Annotated in this window: 15 protein-coding genes; 9 read left to right on the top strand and 6 right to left on the bottom strand. The window is 69.8% G+C overall.

Annotation, left to right across the window (positions count from 1 at the left end; genetic code table 11):
* Positions 1-342: 342 nt before the first annotated feature.
* Positions 343-3,216, bottom strand: coding sequence for a TonB-dependent receptor (locus WFQ05_RS17410; RefSeq protein ID WP_130523352.1), 2,874 nt, complete (start codon positions 3,214-3,216; stop codon positions 343-345).
* Positions 3,217-3,358: 142 nt separating this feature from the next.
* Here WFQ05_RS17410 and agaR point away from each other — a divergent pair, with 142 nt between their 5' ends.
* Entirely contained in the window at positions 3,359-4,141 is a 783-nt protein-coding gene (agaR, locus tag WFQ05_RS17405; RefSeq protein ID WP_130561167.1) for a transcriptional repressor AgaR, read from the top strand.
* 205 nt (positions 4,142-4,346) lie between these two features.
* On the opposite strand, the gene WFQ05_RS17400 is transcribed toward agaR, so the two are convergent.
* Positions 4,347-5,408: an amidohydrolase family protein gene (locus WFQ05_RS17400; RefSeq protein ID WP_337054733.1), complete on the bottom strand. Its 1,062-nt coding sequence runs from the start codon at positions 5,406-5,408 to the stop codon at positions 4,347-4,349.
* A 205-nt stretch (positions 5,409-5,613) separates the two neighbouring features.
* Here WFQ05_RS17400 and WFQ05_RS17395 point away from each other — a divergent pair, with 205 nt between their 5' ends.
* From WFQ05_RS17395 to WFQ05_RS17370, 6 genes are read left to right on the top strand one after another with little or no spacing between them, the layout of a single operon-like run.
* Positions 5,614-7,704: a glycoside hydrolase family 36 protein gene (locus WFQ05_RS17395; RefSeq protein ID WP_337054732.1), complete on the top strand. Its 2,091-nt coding sequence runs from the start codon at positions 5,614-5,616 to the stop codon at positions 7,702-7,704.
* Entirely contained in the window at positions 7,701-8,621 is a 921-nt protein-coding gene (locus WFQ05_RS17390) for a DMT family transporter (RefSeq protein WP_337054731.1), read from the top strand. The genes WFQ05_RS17395 and WFQ05_RS17390 overlap by 4 nt, the downstream gene beginning before the upstream one ends.
* Before the next feature lie 16 nt (positions 8,622-8,637).
* Positions 8,638-9,927: a D-tagatose-bisphosphate aldolase, class II, non-catalytic subunit gene (locus WFQ05_RS17385; protein WP_337054730.1), complete on the top strand. Its 1,290-nt coding sequence runs from the start codon at positions 8,638-8,640 to the stop codon at positions 9,925-9,927.
* Positions 9,908-11,071: an SIS domain-containing protein gene (locus WFQ05_RS17380; RefSeq protein WP_337054729.1), complete on the top strand. Its 1,164-nt coding sequence runs from the start codon at positions 9,908-9,910 to the stop codon at positions 11,069-11,071. The genes WFQ05_RS17385 and WFQ05_RS17380 overlap by 20 nt, the downstream gene beginning before the upstream one ends.
* 5 nt (positions 11,072-11,076) lie before the next feature.
* The gene (locus WFQ05_RS17375) at positions 11,077-12,024 is read left to right on the top strand and encodes a BadF/BadG/BcrA/BcrD ATPase family protein (RefSeq protein WP_337054728.1); all 948 of its coding nucleotides are present in this window, start codon (positions 11,077-11,079) and stop codon (positions 12,022-12,024) included.
* Positions 12,025-12,067: 43 nt separating this feature from the next.
* Positions 12,068-13,912 (top strand): NPCBM/NEW2 domain-containing protein, encoded by a 1,845-nt coding sequence (locus tag WFQ05_RS17370; protein WP_337054727.1) that lies wholly within the window; start codon positions 12,068-12,070, stop codon positions 13,910-13,912.
* 72 nt (positions 13,913-13,984) lie between these two features.
* Here WFQ05_RS17370 and WFQ05_RS17365 read toward each other — a convergent pair whose 3' ends face one another.
* Positions 13,985-14,542 carry a DUF3228 family protein gene (locus WFQ05_RS17365; RefSeq protein ID WP_337054726.1) on the bottom strand — a complete coding sequence of 186 codons (558 nt, stop codon included), beginning with the start codon at positions 14,540-14,542 and terminating at the stop codon, positions 13,985-13,987.
* Positions 14,543-14,548: 6 nt separating this feature from the next.
* Positions 14,549-15,472 (bottom strand): M14 family metallocarboxypeptidase, encoded by a 924-nt coding sequence (locus tag WFQ05_RS17360; protein ID WP_337054725.1) that lies wholly within the window; start codon positions 15,470-15,472, stop codon positions 14,549-14,551.
* A 137-nt stretch (positions 15,473-15,609) separates the two neighbouring features.
* Here WFQ05_RS17360 and metF point away from each other — a divergent pair, with 137 nt between their 5' ends.
* Both metF and WFQ05_RS17350 read left to right on the top strand, forming a co-directional pair.
* The gene (metF, locus tag WFQ05_RS17355; RefSeq protein WP_130533575.1) at positions 15,610-16,440 is read left to right on the top strand and encodes a methylenetetrahydrofolate reductase [NAD(P)H]; all 831 of its coding nucleotides are present in this window, start codon (positions 15,610-15,612) and stop codon (positions 16,438-16,440) included.
* 481 nt (positions 16,441-16,921) lie between these two features.
* Positions 16,922-17,524: a hypothetical protein gene (locus tag WFQ05_RS17350; RefSeq protein ID WP_337054724.1), complete on the top strand. Its 603-nt coding sequence runs from the start codon at positions 16,922-16,924 to the stop codon at positions 17,522-17,524.
* 76 nt (positions 17,525-17,600) lie between these two features.
* Here the strand turns inward: WFQ05_RS17350 and WFQ05_RS17345 are convergent, their stop codons facing one another.
* Positions 17,601-18,968: a HAMP domain-containing sensor histidine kinase gene (locus WFQ05_RS17345; protein ID WP_337054723.1), complete on the bottom strand. Its 1,368-nt coding sequence runs from the start codon at positions 18,966-18,968 to the stop codon at positions 17,601-17,603.
* Complete coding sequence (locus tag WFQ05_RS17340) at positions 18,931-19,608, bottom strand: response regulator transcription factor (protein WP_130515758.1); 678 nt, start codon at positions 19,606-19,608, stop codon at positions 18,931-18,933. The genes WFQ05_RS17345 and WFQ05_RS17340 overlap by 38 nt, the downstream gene beginning before the upstream one ends.
* Between the last annotated feature and the right edge of the window lie 119 nt (positions 19,609-19,727).

Genomic DNA, 19,727 nt, shown 5'->3' with positions numbered 1-19,727 from the left:
ACTGAGAGATGCCTCGCCGACGTGCGAGGCGCGAACCGATCGATGCAGTGAGCGGGTGCGAAAAGCCCGTTTCGCCGCCCAGCCTCGACCGGGCCGGACGCCGCTCCTCGGTTCCTCAGCCCAAACTGGTGGACGCTTGGCTGGGACAGCGCGTCACGCCTCTGTGGGAGCAACTCCTTCTTCCGATGACGTCGCGACCCCCTTTGTAGAGCGGAGCTTGCTCAGCTGCTCTCCATTCGGTTCGTGGGGAAAGCCCCAGCGGAGCGAGCTCCGCTCTACAGGGAGGAACCAATAGAAAAGGCCTCTCGCGAGGCCTTTTCCGTGAGCCAGCGCGCGCGACGATCAGAACCGCATCGTCAGGCCCAGGGTCAGGCTGCGGCCGTAGCGGTAGTAGCTGTTGAGCAGCAGCGGGTTGCCGTTGATGCTGGTGGTCTGCTCCTCGTCGAGCAGGTTGTTGCCTTCCAGCGAGACGGTGAACATGTCGTTGATGTTGTAGGTGATGTGCGCGGTCATCCAGGTGATCGGATCGGCCTTCTCGTTGTAGCCGGCGCCCAGCACGTTGACCGCACTGACGAAGCCGTCGGTGTGGTCGGCGGTCACGCCCAGGTCCCACGGCCCCTTCTCGTACATCAGGCTGACCGAGTAGACCGACGGCGCGATGCCCTCCAGCGGACGCTTCTCGCCGTCGACCCAGCTCTCGGACCAGTTGCGCGTGTACTGCGCGCGGAAGCCCAGGCCGTTGTCCCAGAAATGCTGCAGGCCCGCCTCGATGCCATGCACCTTGGCGTAATCGCCGTTGATCGGGCGCATGACGTTGAACAGCGTCGGGCCCGGCGAGACCACATTGCCATTGGCATCGGTGATGCCGCCCACGCCGATGTCCTGGCCGGTCTCCCAGCTGGTGGTGATCTGGTTGTCGATGCGCTTGTAGAACACCGCCAGGTTGGCGATGGAGTGCTCGGAGAAGTACCACTCCAGCGAGGCATCGCCCTGCTTGGCGCTGTAGGGCTTCAGGTCGACGTTGCCGCCGTAGACCTGAGTGAACTCGCCCCAGGACACGCTCTGCGTGGTGCTGGTCGGCGCCAGCTGCTCCACCGAGGGCCGCGCCATGGTCTTGGCCGCGCCCAGGCGCAGCTGCAGGTCGTCGCTGAAGTGCCAGACGAAGTTGGCGGCCGGCAGCACGTAGGTATAGCTGCCCTTCTGGCTGATGCTGGTGGGATCGGCGTAGGTCGCGGTGTAGTTGAACGCCCCGTTCTCGGTGATGCTGGTGATCTTGGCGTCCCAGGCCTGCGAGGTGGTGTTGGTCGAGACCACGCGCACGCCCACGTTGCCATCCCAGCGATCGCCGGACAGGTCGGCCTGCACATAGAACGAGGCGGTCTTCTCGCTGACGCGGTAGCTCTCCAGCGGATTCCATGCCGGCGCGGCGTTGCTGTAGTCGTAGGCGCTGCCGTCGGCGCGCGTGCCCTTGTACGCGGCCAGCGCGGCCTCGTAGGCCGGCACGTCGAAGGCGATGAAGCTGCGCGGGAAGCGCGACTTCACGCCGCTCATGAAGTTGGGCAGCGAATACACCGAGAGCAGATCGCCGCCCAGCGCGCCGACGTTGATCGCGTTGTCGCCGGAGTAGTAGTCGGCGCCGCCGGTGAGCGTGTTGGTGATCAGGTCGCGCGACTTGCGGCGATCGGTCAGGCTCACGCCGAACTTCAGATGATCCACATGCCCGGCGCCGACGAACAGGTCGCCGCCGACCGTGCCGCCGGTGATGCGGTCCTCGATGTTGTCGCCGGCCAGTTCGTTGTAGTGGGTGATGAAGTCGTTGGGGCCGAACTCGCCCTTGGCCAGCCCGCTGGCCCAGTCGCGACCGTCGGTCAGCGAGGTGGTGACGTTGGGGATGCCGGAGGGATTGAGCGAGATGGTGGTGGTGTTGGGCTGGTTGAGGCGCAGCACCACATAGCTGTCCTGGCCGCCGGAATGACGACGCGAGGTGGAGCGGTAGACATCGCCGGTCACGGTGAAGTCGTCGGTGACCTTCCACTGCGCGTTGGCGCCGTAGAGCGCGGTATCGACCACGCGGTACTCGGTCTTGTTGAGCAGTTCGGGATTGAGGCGCAGCTCCGGATCGGGATTGTCCAGGGTCAGGCCGGTGACAATGCCGTTCTGCACGGTCACATTCGACCAGCGGCCCGGCGAGAACAGCGGGTAATAGGACTGCTGGTAGCCGACCTGCGGCGAGTCGAGCTTGGTCTTCAGCCCGTCGACGGTCAGCCTGAAGCTGTCGCTGGGCCGCCATTCGAACTTGCCGGAGAAGGCCGTGCGCTTCTTGTTCTCCAGGATCGAGCCGACGCGGAACTGGCCCGGCGCGATCAGGCCGTACTCGTCCGGATCCAGCTCGCCGTTGTTGTTGAGATCGATGTTGCCGCCCCAGGCGTTGCCGCCCCAGGAGGGATCGTTCGGATCGGGGTTGCGGGTCCAGCCGCCGTCGTTGCCGGCGGTGTCGGTGCGGTCCTTGCGGCGCGCCGAGACCACGCCCAGGATCACGCCCATGGTGTCGTCGGCGAAGGTGTTGCTGTAGACGCCGGAGAACTTGTGCCCGTTGAGGTCGGACATCTGGTTGCGGTCGCCCTCGATACGCACCACGCCGTGCTGGCCCGGCTGGTCGAACGGGCTGGCCGAGCGCAGATTCACCAGGCCGCCGATCGCGCCCTCGGTGTTGGCGGCCTCGGCGCCCTTGATCACGTCGGCGCCGCTGATCACATCGGCCGGCAGCACGTCGTAGGCGAAGTCGCGGCCTTCGCCGTCGGTGGCCAGGATGCGGCCGTTGAACGTGGTCAGGGTGTACTCCGGCCCCAGGCCGCGCACGCTGACCTTCTGGCCCTCGCCGCCGGCGGTGCGGCTGATCGACACGCCGGTGATGTGGCTGAGCGAATCGGCGACGTTGTTGTCCGGGAACTTGCCCAGCTCCAGCGCGGTGATCGAGTCCTGCACCGTGGACGCGTCGCGCTTGAGATCGTTGGAGCGGGTCAGCGCGGCGCGCACGCCCTTGACCTGGACGGTCTGCAGATCGGTGGCGTCCTGCGCATCGGCCGGCGCGGCCTCCTGCTGGACCTGCGGTCCAGGCGCCGGGGTGGTCTCCTGGGACCAGGCGGTAGCCGGCACCAACAGGGCGAGGGCGATTCCATGACACAGACGGCGGCGCTGCAGAGGGACGGCGTTCACGGCGATCTCCTGGAGAGGAAGGCTGGTGGGGGCCTGGCTGATGAAGCAACGAAACCGAGCCTAAATGATGTTTCGTTTTGTATCAATAGCGAAATTTAACGAAATGCCCGTATACTCTGGAGCGTTTGCCCCAGGAGTCTCCATGCCGCCCGTCACCCGCGACACCAGCCAGCGCCGCCTGCAGATCAGCGAGCTCGTGCGCCAGCACGGCAGCGTCCAGGTCACCGCGCTGGCGAAGCGGTTCGGCGTGAGCATGCAGACCGTCCGCAAGGACCTGCGCTACCTTGAGGAACGCGGCGTCATGGCGCGCGCCTACGGCGGCGCGATCGACAGCAACGTGGTCGGCCACACCGCCACCGAACCGCCCTACGAAACGAAACGCACCGCCCACCTGGACGAAAAGCGCCGCATCGGCGCGCGCGCCGCCGCGCTGGTGCAGGCCGGCGACACCATCGCCATCGACTCGGGCACCACTGCGATCCAGCTGGCCGAGGCGCTGCCGGACATCGAGATCACCGTGGTCACCAACGACTTCGGCGTGCTGTCCTCGCTGGCGCCCAAGTCGAACATCAACATCGTGATGCTGGGCGGCGAGCTGCGCCGCAAGAACATGGCCTTCTACGGCGGCCTGACCGTCGAGGCACTGGACGCCCTGCACGTGGACAAGCTGTTCCTGGGCGTCGACGGGCTCGACCTGGAGCGTGGCATCACCACCCACTACGAGCCCGAGGCCATGCTCAACCGCAAGATGGTCGAGGCCGCGCGTATGGTGGTGGCGATCACCGACAGCTCCAAGTTCGGCAAGGTCTGCCTGCACCGGATCATCCCGGTGTCCGGGCTCAACGCGCTGATCACCGACACCGGCGCGCCGGACGACATCACCGGCGCTTGCCAGGCCCTCGGCGTCGAAGTCGTGCGCGCCTGACCACGGGTCACTGGCTCCTCAAACGCCCACCTGTAGAGCGGAGCTCGCTCCGCTGCTCTGCGTTCGGTGCGTGGGAAAGCTTCCGGCGGACGGTTCTAGCGGAAAGCCCCAGCGGAGCGAGCTCCGCTCTACAGGGGGGCCATGGCGGCGATGAAGGTCTCACGGTGAACCCGCCACCCCTAGGCAGCGCCACGCGGTCTTCGGACTACCTGGCGGCTACCTGCCGCTCCAAACCGAACTCACGCACCGCATTGGCGTAGTAGATCCTGTCGATCACCGCGCGCGGCAGCGCCAGGCCCGGCACATCGGCCTTGAGCATGTCGATGCGCTGGGATTCGCCCGTCGCCAGGTACTTCCAGTCCGAAGTCCACATCGCGTGCGCCTCGGCGCGGAAGGCGGCCGGGTCGGCATCGGGCGCCTGGGTCAGGTCGGTGCCGTACAGCAGCCGGCCCTGGTAGCGGACGAAGAAGTCGCGCACCTTGGCCGGGTCGCGCAGCGACTGGTACTGCACCTGGCTCATGCGCGCCGCCAGATCGACCGTGGCGTTGGGATGGGTGTCGAGGAACTTGGCCAGCACGTCCACGTCGTATTCCAGGCTGGCCATGTGCGCGCCCACGAAACGCAGCCGCGGATGCGCGGCGACGAAGCGGTCGCGCGCGGCCATCAATGCCTCGTGCGAGGGCATCTCCGGATGCAGATACATGTAGTAGTCCGGATGGTGCGCGAAGTACTCGCGGTCGTTGTCGGTGGTCATCTGGTCCAGCGGCAGCCAGCAGTTGTACGGCTCGGCCTGGTGCGCGATCAGCGGCACGCCGAGCGACTGGACGTGATCGGCCACCGGCGACAGGTCCGGGTCGTCGAGCGTGATCAGCTCGCCCCTGGCGTTGCGCTCGACCATGCCGATGTTCTTCCACACCTTCACCGCGCGGGCGCCTTCGGCGACCGCCGCGTCCAGGCCCTGGTTGGTGCGCGCCAGCCAGCCGGGCGTGCCGAAGCCCTTCATCGTGAAGGACGCCGCCCAATGGAAGCGCTGCGGCGCTTCCCGGGCCAGCGCCAGGGCAACGCGATGCTGCGCCTCGAGCGTGGGGAAGTCCGGGTAGTCGACGTTGATCGACAGCAGTTCGAAGTTGTCCGACCGCGCCAACTGCAGGAACACCGGATCGGTCCCGTTGGCATGCACATGCGCATCGAACTTGCGCACCCTGGCGTAGTCGTCCATGGCGTAGGTCGCCGGCGGCGCCGCGCCAGCCTCGGCGGGCGCGGACACTGCGGGCTGCGTCGAGGGCGAGCAGGCCGCCAACCCCAGCACAATCACCGCCGCACCGGCGAAGAGCCCCTGCCGCTTCCCACGCATCGCACGCCCCTCTTCCGGTAACCAAACGAAACTTATTGGAACCATATCGCAACAAAACGCTTGCATCAACGCGCCCTGCGCACGCAGAATGCCTGGCATCGCCACCGGATCAGCCCACATGCCCCCGATTGGACGCCGCACCGCCCTGAAGTTCATCGCTGGCAGCGTGGCCGGCGGCATGACCTGGAGCACCCTGCCCTGGGCGCGCGCCGCGGCTGCCGCATCGCCTACCGGCGCGCAGGCGGGCGATGCGGTGCTGGGCATCGCCTTCGACCAGCGCATGCATACGCGCCTGTCGGCCTGGGGCGAGCCGCTGACCGACTGGCAGCCCAGCGAGGTCCTGCTGCTGGACGGCGATCAGATCGGCGATTTCAGCCTGAGCGGCCAGCAGGCCCACGACCTGGACGACCCGCGTCACGGCCGTGGCCGGCAGGTGGTGTTCACCGGCCGCGCCGCGCAGGGCGTGGAGAAGCAGGTCGCCGTGAGCTGGTTCGAGGCCCTGCCCGGCCTGGCCCTGCTGCAGGTGCGCTACCGCAACCTGGGCGATACGCCGCTGAGCGTGATCGGCTGGCGCAGCAGCGCCCACGCGCTGCGCGAGGCGCCGGGCGGCTTCTGGAGCTTCTCCGGGTCCACCCATACCGATCGCCGCGACTGGGTGCAGCCGCTGGGCGAGGACTTCGACCAGCGCAACAGCCTGGCGATGGATTCCTCCGATTACGGCGGCGGCACGCCGGTGGCCAACCTGTGGCGCCGCGATGTCGGCCTGGCGGTCGGTCATGTCGAACCGGTGCCGCGGCCGCTGGCCATGCCGGTCAAGCGCACCGCGACCGGCGCCTCGATCGCCATCGAGGGCCAGCAGCCGGTCACCCTGGCGCCCGGCGCCGAGCTGGTCACCGAGCGCACCTTCCTGGCCGTGCATCGCGGCGACTTCTACGCACCGCTGCAGCAGTACCGGCAGTTCATGGCGGCCGAGGGCATCGAAGGCCCGCGTCCGCCGGACTCGGCCTTCGCGCCGATCTGGTGCGCCTGGGGCTACGAGCGCGACTTCACCGTCAAGCAGATCGTCGACACGCTGCCCAAGGCGCAGGCGCTGGGTTTCGAGTGGGCGGTGCTGGACGATGGCTGGCAGACCAACGAGGGCGACTGGAAGATCGACCTGAAGAAGTTCCCGCGCGGCGATGCGGACATGCGCGCCTTCACCGCGCAGGTGCGCCAGCACGGCATGCGCCCGCGCCTGTGGCTGGCGCCGCTGGCCGCCGATCCGGGCAGCGACGTGCTGCACGATCACGTCGACATGCTGCTGCTGGACAAGACCGGCGCCTTCCAGACCGTGACCTGGTGGAATGCGCTGACCCAGTGCCCGGCCTATCAACCGGTGATCGACTTCTACGTGGCGCTGGTGAAGAAGATCATCGGCGACTGGGGTTTCGATGGCATCAAGCTGGACGGCCAGCACCTCAATGCGGTGGCGCCCTGCTACAACCCGGCGCACCGCCACGCCCGGCCCGAGGACTCGGTCGAAGGCCTGGCCAGGTTCTGGCAGGCCATCTACCACGCCGCGCACGAGGCCAATCCCGAGGCGGTGGTGGAACTGTGCCCGTGCGGGACCGCGTTCGCCTTCCACAACCTGCCGGCCACCGACCAATACCCGGCCTCCGATCCGCTGTCCTCCTGGCAGGTGCGCAGCAAGGGCAAGTCGATCAAGGCGCTGATGGGCCATCGCAGCAGCTATGCCGGCGACCATGTGGAACTGTCGGACCAGCGCGACGACTTCGCCTCCACCGTCGGCATCGGCGCGGTGATCTCGACCAAGTTCACCTGGCCCAGGGACACCGAGCATCCGGCCGAGCCGCTGCCGCCGGGCGGCTTCGTGCTGACGCCCGAGCGCGAGGCGCTGTGGCGCAAGTGGGTCGACCTGTACAAGGCGCACATGCTGCCCAAGGGCGAGTACCTGGGCACGCTCTACGACATCGGCTTCGACCGGCCCGAGACCCACGTCATCGCCAAGGACGGGGCGCAGTACTACACCTTCTACGCGCCGCGCTTCGACGGGCAGGTGGAACTGCGCGGGCTGGCCGCGGGCCGCTGGAAGGTGCGCGACCTGTTCAACGCACGCGAGCTGGGCGTGGTCCAGGGGCCGACGGCGAGGCTGCCGGCGTCGTTCGAGCGCTTTCTGTTCCTGCAAGCCACGCCGGAGACCGCCGCATGAGCGCCACGCTCGCCGCGAGCGCGCCGCGTCGGCGCCCCTGGCTCGCCTATGCGCTGGTCACCGTCGTGCTGTGGGGCGTATGGGGCGCGCTGTCGCCGCTGTCGGCCGCGCACGGATTCCCCGACACGCTGGTCTATGTGGTGTGGGCGCTGACCATGCTGCCGCCGGCGCTTTACATCCTGTGGCGCGGCGGCTGGCAGCTGGAGCGCTCGCCCAGGGCCGTCGTCTACGGCCTGACCATCGGCCTGCTCGGCGCGGGCGGGCAGATGCTGCTGTTTCATACGCTGACCATTGGGCCTGCGTACTTCGTGTTCCCGATCATCTCGCTCTCGCCGGTGGTGACCATCGTGCTGTCCTTCGTGCTGCTGCGCGAGCGCACCGGCTGGCAGGGCACGCTGGGCATCGTGCTGGCGCTGGTCGCGCTGCCGATGCTGGACCTGTCCTTCGGCCGCGGCGCGGGCGGGGGGCTGGGCTGGTTCGTGCAGTCGCTGCTGATCATGCTGGCCTGGGGCGTGCAGGCGTTCTTCATGAAGCTGGCCAACGACAGCGTGCGCGCCGACAGCATCTTCGCCTACATGACCCTCGGCGCGCTGCTGCTGGCCCCGGTCGCGCTGTGGATGACCGACTTCGACCAGCCGATCAACACCGGCCTGACCGGCCCGTGGCTGGCCGCCGGCATCCAGGTGCTCAACGCCATCGGCGCGCTAACGCTGGTGTTCGCCTTCCGCTACGGCAAGGCGATGGTGGTCGCGCCCTTGAGCAATGCCGGCGCGCCCCTGGTCACCGCCGCGCTGGCGCTGCTGTTCGCCGGCGTGGTGCCCGGCCCGCTCAAGGCCGCCGGCCTGGTGCTGGCCCTGATCGCCTCGCTGCTGCTGGTGCTCGAACCCGAGCGCCCGGCCGACGCTCCTCTTTCCTGATCCGGATCATTCCCCCGTGCAAGTTCTGCTCGACCTCATCGCACGCCACACCTCGGGCCACGCCGTCGGCGTGACCTCGATCTGCTCGGCGCATCCTCTCGTCATCGAAGCCGCGCTGCATCACGCCCAGCGCACCGGACAGGACCTGGTGCTGTTCGAGGCGACCTGCAACCAGGTCAACCAGGGCGGCGGCTATACCGGCATGACGCCGGCCGACTTCGTCGCCTTCGTGCACGGCATCGCCCGGCGCGTGGGTTTCGATGCCTCGCGCATCGCGCTGGGCGGCGATCACCTGGGGCCGAACCCGTGGACGACGCTGGAGGCCTCGGCCGCGATGGACAAAGCCGAGGTGATGGTCGCCGCCTACGTCGCGGCGGGCTTCCGCAAGATCCACCTGGACTGCTCGATGGCCTGCGCGGGCGATGCCGAGCCGCTGCCGGAGGCGCAGATCGTGCGGCGCGCCGTGCGCCTGGCGCGCGCGGCCGAGGCCGCCTGGCAGCAGGCCGGCGGCGAGGCGCCGGTCTACGTGATCGGCACCGAGGTCCCGGTCCCCGGCGGCGCCACCGAAGCCATCGAGGGCCTGGCGGTGACCACCCCGGAAGCGGCGCTGGCCACCATCGAGGCCCATCGCGTCGCCTTCGTCGAGGCCGGCCTGGAGGCCGCCTGGCGGCGCGTGGTCGCCTCGGTCGTGCAGCCGGGCGTGGAGTTCGACCACCACAGCGTCATCGACTACGCGCCCGACAAGGCCGTGGCCCTGAGCCGGTCGATCACCACCGTGCCGAACATGGTGTTCGAGGCGCACTCCACCGACTACCAGACCCGCGATGCGCTGGCCGCGCTGGTGCGCGATCACTTCGCCATCCTCAAGGTGGGCCCGGGCCTGACCTTCGCCCTGCGTGAGGCGCTGTGGGCGCTGGATGCGATCGAGCGCGAGTGGATCGCGCCGGCCCGTCAGGCGCGCCTGCGCGAGGTCGTGCTGCAGCGCCTGCACGCCGAACCCGGCCACTGGCGCCGCTACTACCACGGCCAGGGCCATGCGCTGGACATCGACCTGCAGTACAGCCTGTCCGACCGCATCCGCTACTACTGGCCGGATGCGCGCATCGAACAGGCGCGCCTGCAGCTGTTCGACAACCTGCGGCGCGACCCGCCGCCGATCTCGCTGGTCAGCCAGTTCCTTCCCCACGCATTGCACGCCCTCCGCACCGGAACCGCGACGCTCGACCCGCAGTCCCTGGCCATGGCCCACGTCAGTGCCGTTCTCGATGAGTATCACCATGCATGCCATGACCAAGACCGTTCCTGAGCTCCTCGGCGTGCCCGAGGCCGAGCTGGAGGCCAGCCACGCCATCTGGACCGCGCGCGAGATCGCCCAGCAGCCGCGGCTGCTGCGTCGCACCCATGCGCTGATCGCCGACCTGCATGCGCAGCTGCAGGCCTTCGCCGCGCCGATCGCCAACGACCCGGCCGCGCGCGTGATCCTCACCGGCGCGGGCACCTCGGCCTATATCGGCCAGTGCCTGGCGCCGCTGCTGGACCGTGCGCTGGCCGCGCGCGTGGACGCGGTGCCGACCACCGATCTGGTGTGCGCGCCGCAGCTGTATCTGGACCCGGCGCAGCCGCTGCTGCTGATCTCCTTCGGCCGCTCGGGCAACAGCCCGGAGAGCATCGCCGCGGTCGAGCTGGCCGAATCGCTGGTGCGCGACGTGCGCCATCTGGTGGTGACCTGCAACGCGCAGGGCAAGCTGGCCACCGCGCCGGTCAGGCAGGCGATGACCGTGACGCTGCCGGAAGAGACGCACGACACCAGCTTCGCGATGACCTCCTCCTTCAGCTGCATGATGTACGCCGCCCTGGCCGCGCTGCTGCCGGCCGGCGCGCTGGATGCGCGCATCGCGCCGATCGCGCAGGCGACCGAGGCGGTGATCCAGGACGCGCTGCCGCTGCTGCAGGCCCTGGCCAACGCCCGCCACGACCGCGTCGTGTATCTGGGCAGCGGGCTGTTCCAGGGCCTGGCGCGCGAGGCCACCCTCAAGCTGGGCGAGCTGACCAATGGCGCGGTGGCGACCTGCTACGACTCACCGCTGGGCTTCCGCCATGGGCCCAAGACCTTCGTCACCGCCAAGACCCTGGTGGTGGTGTTCGTGTCGAACGATCCCTACACCCGCCGCTACGACCACGACCTGATCGACGAACTGCGCCGCGACGGCGTGGCCGCGCGCGTGATCGAGATCTCCGCCCGGCCGCGCAGCGACGATGCCGACACGCTGGCCGTGCCCGGCCTGGCCCAGGCCGCCGACGTGGACCTGCTGTGGCCCTACGTGGCCGCCGCGCAGATCTACGCTTTCCTGCATGCACGCGTGCGCGGCGTCACGCCGGACAATCCCAACCCGGCCGGCATCGTCAACCGCGTCGTGCAGGGCGTGCGGCTGTACGCGCTGGAATCCTGAGCCCGATGCCTGGACACGCGCTGTATCTGGGCGTCGATGGCGGCGGCACCAAGACGCGCTTCGCGCTGATCGATGGCGCCGGCACGCTGCTGGCGCAGACCCAGCTGGGCACTGCCTACCACCCGCAGGTCGGGCTGGACGGCGTGCGCCGCATCCTGGAGGAAGGCATCGCCACCGTGCTGGCACCGCTGCAGTGCGGCCGCGAGGACATCGCGCAGGCGTTCTTCGGCCTGCCGGCCTATGGCGAGGACCGCCGCGCCACCGCCGCGCTGGACCTCATCCCCGGCCAGGTGCTGGGGCACCAGCGCTACGCCTGCGACAACGACATGGTGTGCGGCTGGGCCGGCTCGCTGGCCTGCGCCGATGGCATCAACATCATCGCGGGCACCGGCTCGATGGGCTATGGACGGCGCGGCGCGGCCGCGGCGCGCGCAGGAGGCTGGGGCGAGGCGTTCGGCGACGAAGGGTCGGCCCACTGGATCGCCACGCAGGGGCTCAACGCCTTCTCGCGCATGAGCGATGGCCGCCTGCCGCGCGGCCCCCTGCACGCGATCCTGCGCGCGCACTTCGACCTGGACGACGACCTGGACCTGTGCGCGCATGTCTATGGCGAGGGCGTCGGCACGCGCGGCGACATCGCCCGCCTGTCCGTGCAGGTGGCGCAAGCCGCCGACGCGGGCGATGCGGTGGCGATCGGGATCTTCCAGCAGGCCGGCGAGGAACTGGCGCGGATCGCGCAGGCGCTGCGCGTGCTGCTCGGCTTCGAACCGGGCGAGCCGGTGCCGCTGTCCTACTCCGGCGGCGCCTTCAGTGCCGGCGCGCTGCTGATGCAGCCGTTCCAGACGGCGCTGGCCCGATCGAGCGCGGACTTCGTCCTGCGCACGCCGATCCATCCCCCGCACTACGGCGCGGCGCTCTACGCGCTGCAGCTGGCCGGCGCGGCGCCGCGCTGACCGCCCCGCCGCAGTCCGCCGGCCCCGCAGAAGGAATGAAGCGATGAATCGACGGCTGCTGGCCTCCCTGCTCGCGCTGTGCGCCTTGCCCGCCGCGGCCGGCCAGCCCAGCGATGCGCTGCAGCCGAGCGGGCGCTTCAGCGTGTACGGGCACGGCGCGGCGGCCACGCCGCCGATGGGCTTCAACCCCTGGAACGCGTTCCGCACCGAGGTCGATCAGGCGCGCATCCTGTCGGTGGTCGACGCCCTGCAGCAGCGCGGCCTGCAGCAGGCCGGCTATCGCTACGTCAACCTCGACGATGGCTGGTGGCTGCGGCGCGACGCGCAAGGGCGCATCGAAATCCGCACGAGCATGTTCCCCATCGCCAGGCAGGCCGACGGCGGCACCGGCTTCCGCGCCTGGACCGACCTGCTGCACGCACGCGGCTTCAAGGCCGGGCTGTATACCGATGCCGGCCGCAACGCGTGCTCGCAGGCCTTCGACCGGCACAGCCCCAACCTGCCGGTCGGCAGCGTGGCGCAGCGCGAGATCGGGCTGCAGGGCTTCGAGGCCTCGGACCTGAAGACGATGTTCCAGGACTGGGGCTTCGACTACCTCAAGGTCGATGCCTGCGGGTTGGCGGACTTCGGCGCCGACGGCGAGCCGGTGCGGCAGAGCGGCCATCGCCCGCTGCGGCCGCTGATCGTGCGCGGCGACGCGCAGCGCACCGATGCCGACGCGGTGGAGACGCGCTACGCCCGCATCGGGCGGCTGCTGGCCGACCTCAATGCGGACGACGATTTCGTGCTGTCGATCTGCCCCTGGGGCGAGGCCGGCGTGCGCGACTGGGGCGGCGCGCACGGCAACCTGTGGCGCACCAGTCCGGATATCGAGCCCACCTGGGCCAGCATGCTGCACAACTTCGATTCGGCCTCGCGTCGCGAGCTCTACGCCGGCCCCGGGCGCTGGAACGACCCGGACATGCTGGCGATCGGGCTGGGCGAGTTCGACGCGCAGCATCTGGCGCAGGCGCGCACGCATTTCTCGCTGTGGGCGATGCTGTCGGCGCCGCTGCTGCTGGGCTTCGACCTGCGCAGCGCGCCGCAGCCGCTGATCGATCTGCTGTCCAATCCCGAGGTGATCGCGATCGACCAGGACCCGGCCGGCAACCAGGCGGTGCTGGTCTCCGATACCGATGGGCTGCAGCTGCTGGTCAAGCCGCTGGCGACGCGCGGCGAACGCGCGGTGCTGCTGTTCAACCGCGGCGATGCACCGGCCACGGCGCAGGTCACGCCGGCGCAGATGAAGCTGGCCGAGGCCGGCTTCAGCGCGCGCGACCTGTGGCAGCGCAAGGATCTGACGCAGACGCACGGCAGCCTGCGGTTCGCGCTCGCCTCGCGCGAGGTCGCGCTGCTCAAGGTCAGCGGCACGCCGGTGCAGGCCGGCGGCGCCTTGCTCAGCGAGCTGACCGCGCGCGTCCATGTGGCCGCCGATGGCATGCCGCTCTACAGCACGCGGTTCGACCAGCCGGCCGGCACGCCCCGCGCCGACCTCACCCCCGACGGCGCGACGCTGCGCGTGGCCGGCAGGGCTTATCCATATGGCATCGGCGCCCACGCCAACTCGCGCCTGGAAGTCGCCACGCGCGGAGATTTCGTGCGCTTCCGCGCGCGGGTCGGACTGCAGGACGACGCGGCGCCGGTGCGAGACCGTGTGGTGTTCCGCGTCTACGGCGACGGCCGGCTGCTGCACGCCACCGCGCCGCTGGGCGCGCATCAGGCGGCCACGCTCGACCTGCCGATCGACGGCGTGCGCACGCTGGAGCTGGTGGCCGAGGCGCAGGACACCTCCGCAGGCGACCTGCGGCCGGTGATCGCCTGGGCCGACGCGCGGCTGCTCGAACGCTAGCGCGCGTCGCTGATCGTGCCCCGGCGCTTCCCGCTTGGTCTGTCGCCTAGGAACGCATGGTCTTGACGCGCCTCAAGGCCGCCAGTTCGCGTTGCGCTCCCAGAACGCCACCGCGCGCCGATACGCCTCGCGGTCCAGCGGCACGCCGGAGCCGCCCTCCTCCACGCCCAGCGCGTTGCGCAGCATGGTGATCGGGGCCATCGGGATCTCCTCCGGCTCGGCGGTGTACAGGCAGCCGACCACGCCCCAGTCCGCGTCGATGGCCTCACCCTCTTTGGCCAGCTGCGCGCGGCTGTAGAGGATCGGCAGCAGGTACTCGGCGCGCGGGGCCTGCACGCCCTCGAACCAGCGCACCAGCACCGGCAGTTCGGCCGAGGTGCGCGCCTCGTAGGCCGAACGCAGCAGATGCCAGTTGTCGGCGGTGATCGGCACGGTCAGGCAGCGGGTCGAGGTCCAGTTGCGGTGCACATGCAGCTTGCAGAACGGCGCGTAGCCGTCGAGCACGCGCAGCGGCGTGTGGGCGTTGAGATAGGCCTCGAAGCCTTCCGCGGTGCAGTCCTGGATAGTGTTGCCGCGCGGTGTGCGCGGGAACAGCCGCGCACGCGCGAACGGGGTCAGCACGATCGACATCGCGCCTCAGCCCCGCTGCGCCAGCGCGTAGTCGATCGCCGCGCGGATCGCCGCCACCTGCGCGTCGTTGCACTGCTGCGGCGTGGCGCGCGGGCTGTCGGGATAGACCTCGGTGGTGGTGCGATAGGGCGCGTCGGTGATGCCCGCGCACAGGCCCAGCGCCTTGCAGTCGTATTCGATCACGCCCGGGGCGACCGCCGGCGAGCCGATCAGCGTGCCGTCCGGATCGGCCGGCGCGATGTGGGTCACCTTGGCCACCGCGGCGTTGACCGCCTGCTGGAAGGCCGGCGCCGGCGCGGCGCTGTCGGCGCACAGATAGAAGCCGTCGGGGATCGTGCCCGGCACATAGGGCTTGCCGTCGCGCGCGGCCAGCGCCGGGCGGAACTCGGTCTCGTCGCTGTCGGTGGTCTCGTGCAGGTCGATGTGCATCACGATGCCGGCGCGCAGCGGCGCGATCAGCGCCAACAGCGCAGCCGATTCGGCAGCCGGGCTGTGCGCGCGAAAGTTGCGGTTGGGGTCCAGCGCGTCGGGGTTCCAGCGGTGGATGCGCTCGTAGCCCCACGGGCTCAAGCACGGCACCACCAGCAGATTGGCGCGACCAGCATAGGCGGCGGCGTGGTGCTCTAGGAACTGCAGCGCGCCCTGCACGCCGCTGGTCTCGTAGCCGTGCACGCCGCCGGTGACCAGCATCGTCGGCAGCGCCGGGTCCCAGGGGCGGCTGCGCACGGCGAACAGGTCGTACTGGTCCGCGTCGTAGTCCAGATGGCCATACGGCGCGACGTCGAAGCGCGCACGCAGCGGTTCGATCCGGGCCAGCACCTCGTCGGCATAGCCGCGCTTGCGGGTCTGGGCGGCGCGCCACTGCGCCTTCTCGGCCGCGCCCCAGGGGCGGCCCGGCGTGCCGATGGAAAGGGACGTGGACACGGTCATGCAGCGACACCCTGGCAGCGGAAGGAGGCGCGGGACTTTAGCACCCGTCTGCCGCCCGGCTGGCCGCATCGGATTCTCTCCATGCATCCATCGCGATGAAGCGATAAGATGCCGCACCCGCCGCCCAACGCCCCGCCATGACGCCGATCAGCTTCGAGTTCTACCCGCCCAAGACCGACGAGCAGCGGGCCCAGCTGAATCGCACCGCCGAGCGGCTGGCGCGCTACGCGCCGGAGTACGTCTCGTGCACCTTCGGCGCCGGCGGCTCGACCCTGAGCTACACCGCCGAGACCGTGCGCCACCTCAAGCAGCACCACGGCTTCGACGCCGCCCCGCACCTGTCCTGCGTGGGCGGCAGCCGCGAGGAGATCCGCGAGCTGCTCAAGCTCTACCGTGCCATCGGCTGCCGGCGCATCGTCGCCCTGCGCGGCGACCTGCCCTCGGGCATGGGCCATGCCGGCGATCTGCGCTATGCCTCCGAGTTGATCGCCTTCATCCGCGCCGAGCACGGCGATGCGTTCCAGCTGGAAGTCGGCGCCTATCCGGAAACCCATCCGCAGGCCAGCGACGCGCTGTCGGACCTGAAGCACTTCAAGGCCAAGGTCGACGCCGGCGCCGACGCGGCCATCACCCAGTACTTCTACAACGCCGATGCCTATTTCGGCTTCGTCGAGGCGGTGCGCAGGCTGGGCGTGGAGATCCCGATCATTCCCGGGATCATGCCGATCGCCAACTTCGCCCAGCTGCGGCGCTTCTCCGAACAGTGCGGCGCGGAGATCCCGCGCTGGATCGCCAAGCGCATGGCGGCCTACGGCGACGACGCGGCGGCGGTGAAGGACTTCGGCGCCGACGTGGTCGCCCAGCTGTGCCAGCGCCTGATCGACGGCGGCGCGCCGTCGCTGCACTTCTACACGCTCAATCTGGCCAAGCCCACGCAGACGGTGCTGCAGCGGTTGGGGATTCGCTAGGGACGCGCGGTTGAGCATTTCCTAGGAACGCAGTGCTCCCGCGGAAGCGCGGGCTGGGGTGTTTGGCCTTTGCGCGGGAAGTCGCTGGGTTCCCGCGTTCGCGGGAACGACGAGGGAGGTTTCGCCGCTGCGTGCGGTGCGCGCCGTAAACCTGGCCGCTCGCCGGAACCCACGCGCTCGCCGGAAAGCGCCACCGGATGCGCGCGCCAACCCCAAAGCTCGTCATCCCCGCGAACGCGGGGATCCAGGGACGTTCGGACAGGCCGCGCGTCGCGCAACGTCCATGGGTTCCCGCGTTCGCGGGAACGACGGTAGGGGTTTTGCAGCGGCTTCCGATCTTCTGTTCCTCGGTGCCTTGGCAGTCCTCTGGCCCGCGGCGGTGGTGGCTTCACGGGTGAGGCCCATCGCCGGCATGCCGGCTCTTACCGGATCGCGTCATGGACTTCAGCTTGGCTGGGGTAGGCTGCGCCCCTTCATGCGCATGCCCGCCCCGCTCCTGCTGCTGCCCCTGGCCCTCGCGCTGACCGCGCTGGCGTGGTCGCCTTCGACGCGGGCCCAGGCGATCCATCGCTGCACCGACGCCGGCGGCGTGAGCGTGTTCACCGATCGCCGCTGCGAGGATCTGGGCGCGGCCAGCCGCGTGCCGCGCCCGCTGCCGACCATCGCCGGCGAGGCCGGCGACGCGCCGGCGCGCACCCACCTGGGCTGCCCGCGCAAGCTGTCCGACCTGGTCCAGCGCATCGGCGCGGCCATCGCCGCCAAGGACGCCAACGACCTGGCGGCGCTGTACCAGTGGAACGGCATCTCCGACGCGTCGGCCAATCGCCTGCTCGACCGCATGGAGGGCATCGTGCGCCGGCCCCTGCTGGACATCACCCCTGTGCTTCCGGCGCCCGACCCGGTGGTCGAGGCCGACGGCACCATCACCGATGCCAACACCGATGGCTTCTATCCGCAGGCCACCCCGCCGCAGCGCCGGCGCCCGGTCGGCCTGCGCCTGCAGCAGACGCTGTCCAACGGCACGCCCACCTCGACGGTACTGGGCATCCGCCGCAGCTACGACTGCTTCTGGATCTCGCTCTGACCCACCATGCCCGCGGGTGCGGGCCTCCTTGGTTGGAGGTGCCCCGAACGACGCGGGAAAGCCAGCGTCGCGGCCCTCAGGCCGGATGGAACCGCAGCGTGGCCACCACGCCGCGCTCGGCACCAGGCCGCACGCTGACCTGCCAGCCGTAGAGATCGCACAGCCGGCTGACGATGGAAAGGCCGATGCCGCCGCCCTGGGAGTGCCCGGCGTGCGTGCCGCGATAGCCGCGGTCGAACAGCCGCGCCGCGTCCTCCTCGCTCAGGCCGGGGCCGGAGTCGATGACCTCGACCGCATCATTGAGCACGCGCACCCGCACCGTGCCCTCCTGGGTGTACTTGACCGCATTGCCGACCAGGTTGCCCAGCGCCACCGACAGCGCCGCCTCGGGCGCATCAATGACCAGGTCCTGGTTGCCTTCCAGCATCAGCTCCAGCGGCTTGCCGCCGATCTGCGCGCGGTGCGAGTCCAGCAGCTGCTCGGCGACCTTGGCCACATTGCTGGTGCCCTGCCCGCGCTCGTTGCGCGAGAGCAGCAGCAGCGAGCCGATCAGGTCCGAGCACGCCTGCTCGGCGCGCTGGATGCGCAGCAGGCGCGCCTGGATCTTGGGCTCCAGGTCGGGCTTGCCCAGCAGCAGTTCGGTCGCGCCGCGGATCACCGCCAGCGGCGTGCGCAGCTCGTGGCTGACGTCGGCGTTGAACTCGCGATCGCGCTGCACGACTTCGGTCAGGCGGTTGGAGTAGTCGTCCAGCGCGCGCGCCAGTTCGCCTACCTCGTCTTCGGGGAACAGCGGCCCCAGCTGGGTGGGGTTGCTGCTGCCGCGGTAGGCGCGCAGGCGATTGGCCAGCTCGGACACCGGGCTCATCACCCGCGAGGCCGCCCACCAGCCGATCAGCAGCGAGACCAGCGTGAACAGCAGCACCGTGGCATATAGCGTGCGCTTGAACTGCACTTCGCCCAGCGCGACCTGGCCCATGTCGTAGGCGATGAAGAACCAGGCATTGGGCGTCTTGCGCACGCCGACCTTGTAGGCGAACGGCTTGCCATCCGGATCGGTGCCCGACATGGGGTGGATGCCGTCGTCGAGTTTTTCCCACTCGGGGAAATCGCGCCGCAGGCTGTCCAGCTTGTCCGGGCGATAGACGAAGCCCTTCATCTGCTGGACCGGGATGTCCAGGTTGCGCCCCCCGCTGGCCACATAGCTGCGCCAGGACGCTTCCATGTTGCGGTTCATCACGTCCTCGACCAGCTGGTTCTCCACACGCTGGCGGGCCAGGATCGAGGCATAGGCGAACAGCACCGTCAGGCACAGGCCCAGCAGGGCGAAGGACCAGACGATGCGGGTGCGCAGCCGGCGGCGGAACTTGCGCGCCCGCGTCGCGGCCGGCCGCGCGGACGCGGGGCCCTCAGGCTTCGGGAGCGGCGATGCGGTAACCGATGCCATGGCGGGTCTGGATGAGCGGGACTTCGAACGGCTTGTCGACCACCGCGCGCAGACCATGGATGTGCACGCGCAGCGAGTCCGAGTCCGGCAGCTCCTCGCCCCACACGCGCGTCTCCAGCTCCTGGCGGGTGACCACCGCCGGCGAGGCCTCCATCAGCGCCTGCAGGATCTTCAGCGCGGTCGGGTTGAGCTGCAGCAGCTTGCCCTGGCGGCGCACTTCCAGCGTGTCCAGGTTGTATTCCAGGTCGCCCACGTCCAGCACGCGGGTCTGCACGCCCTTGCCGCGGCGCGAGAGCGCGTTGAGGCGCACTTCCACTTCCTGCAGGGCGAAGGGCTTGATCAGGTAGTCGTCGGCGCCCGAGTCGAAGCCGGCCAGCTTGTTGTCCAGGCTGTCGCGGGCGGTCAGCATCAGCACCGGGGTCTGCTTGCGCGCCTCGTTGCGCAACTTGCGGCAGACCTCCAGGCCATCCATGCCCGGCAGGTTGAGGTCGAGCACGATGGCGTCGAAGTCGTGGACCACGGCCAGGTGCAGGCCGGTGACGCCGTCGGCGGCGAAATCCACGGTGTGGCCGCGATCTTCGAGGTAATCCCCCAGATTGGCGGCGATATCGCTGTTGTCTTCGATGACGAGGATGCGCATGTCAGCAGGTCTCCTGCGGCCGGGCGGCCGGGACGGCGCCAGCACGGCGCATCGGGAATGGGAAAGTCATGGGGATCCTTGGGTTGTTCCTGTGCGGGCCAAGCCGCAGCGGGCCGGCC

Source organism: Pseudoxanthomonas sp. USHLN014, from assembly GCF_037153335.1.
GTDB classification, from domain to species: Bacteria; Pseudomonadota; Gammaproteobacteria; order Xanthomonadales; family Xanthomonadaceae; genus Pseudoxanthomonas_A; species Pseudoxanthomonas_A winnipegensis.
This window is presented reverse-complemented; position numbering and strand designations above follow the sequence as displayed.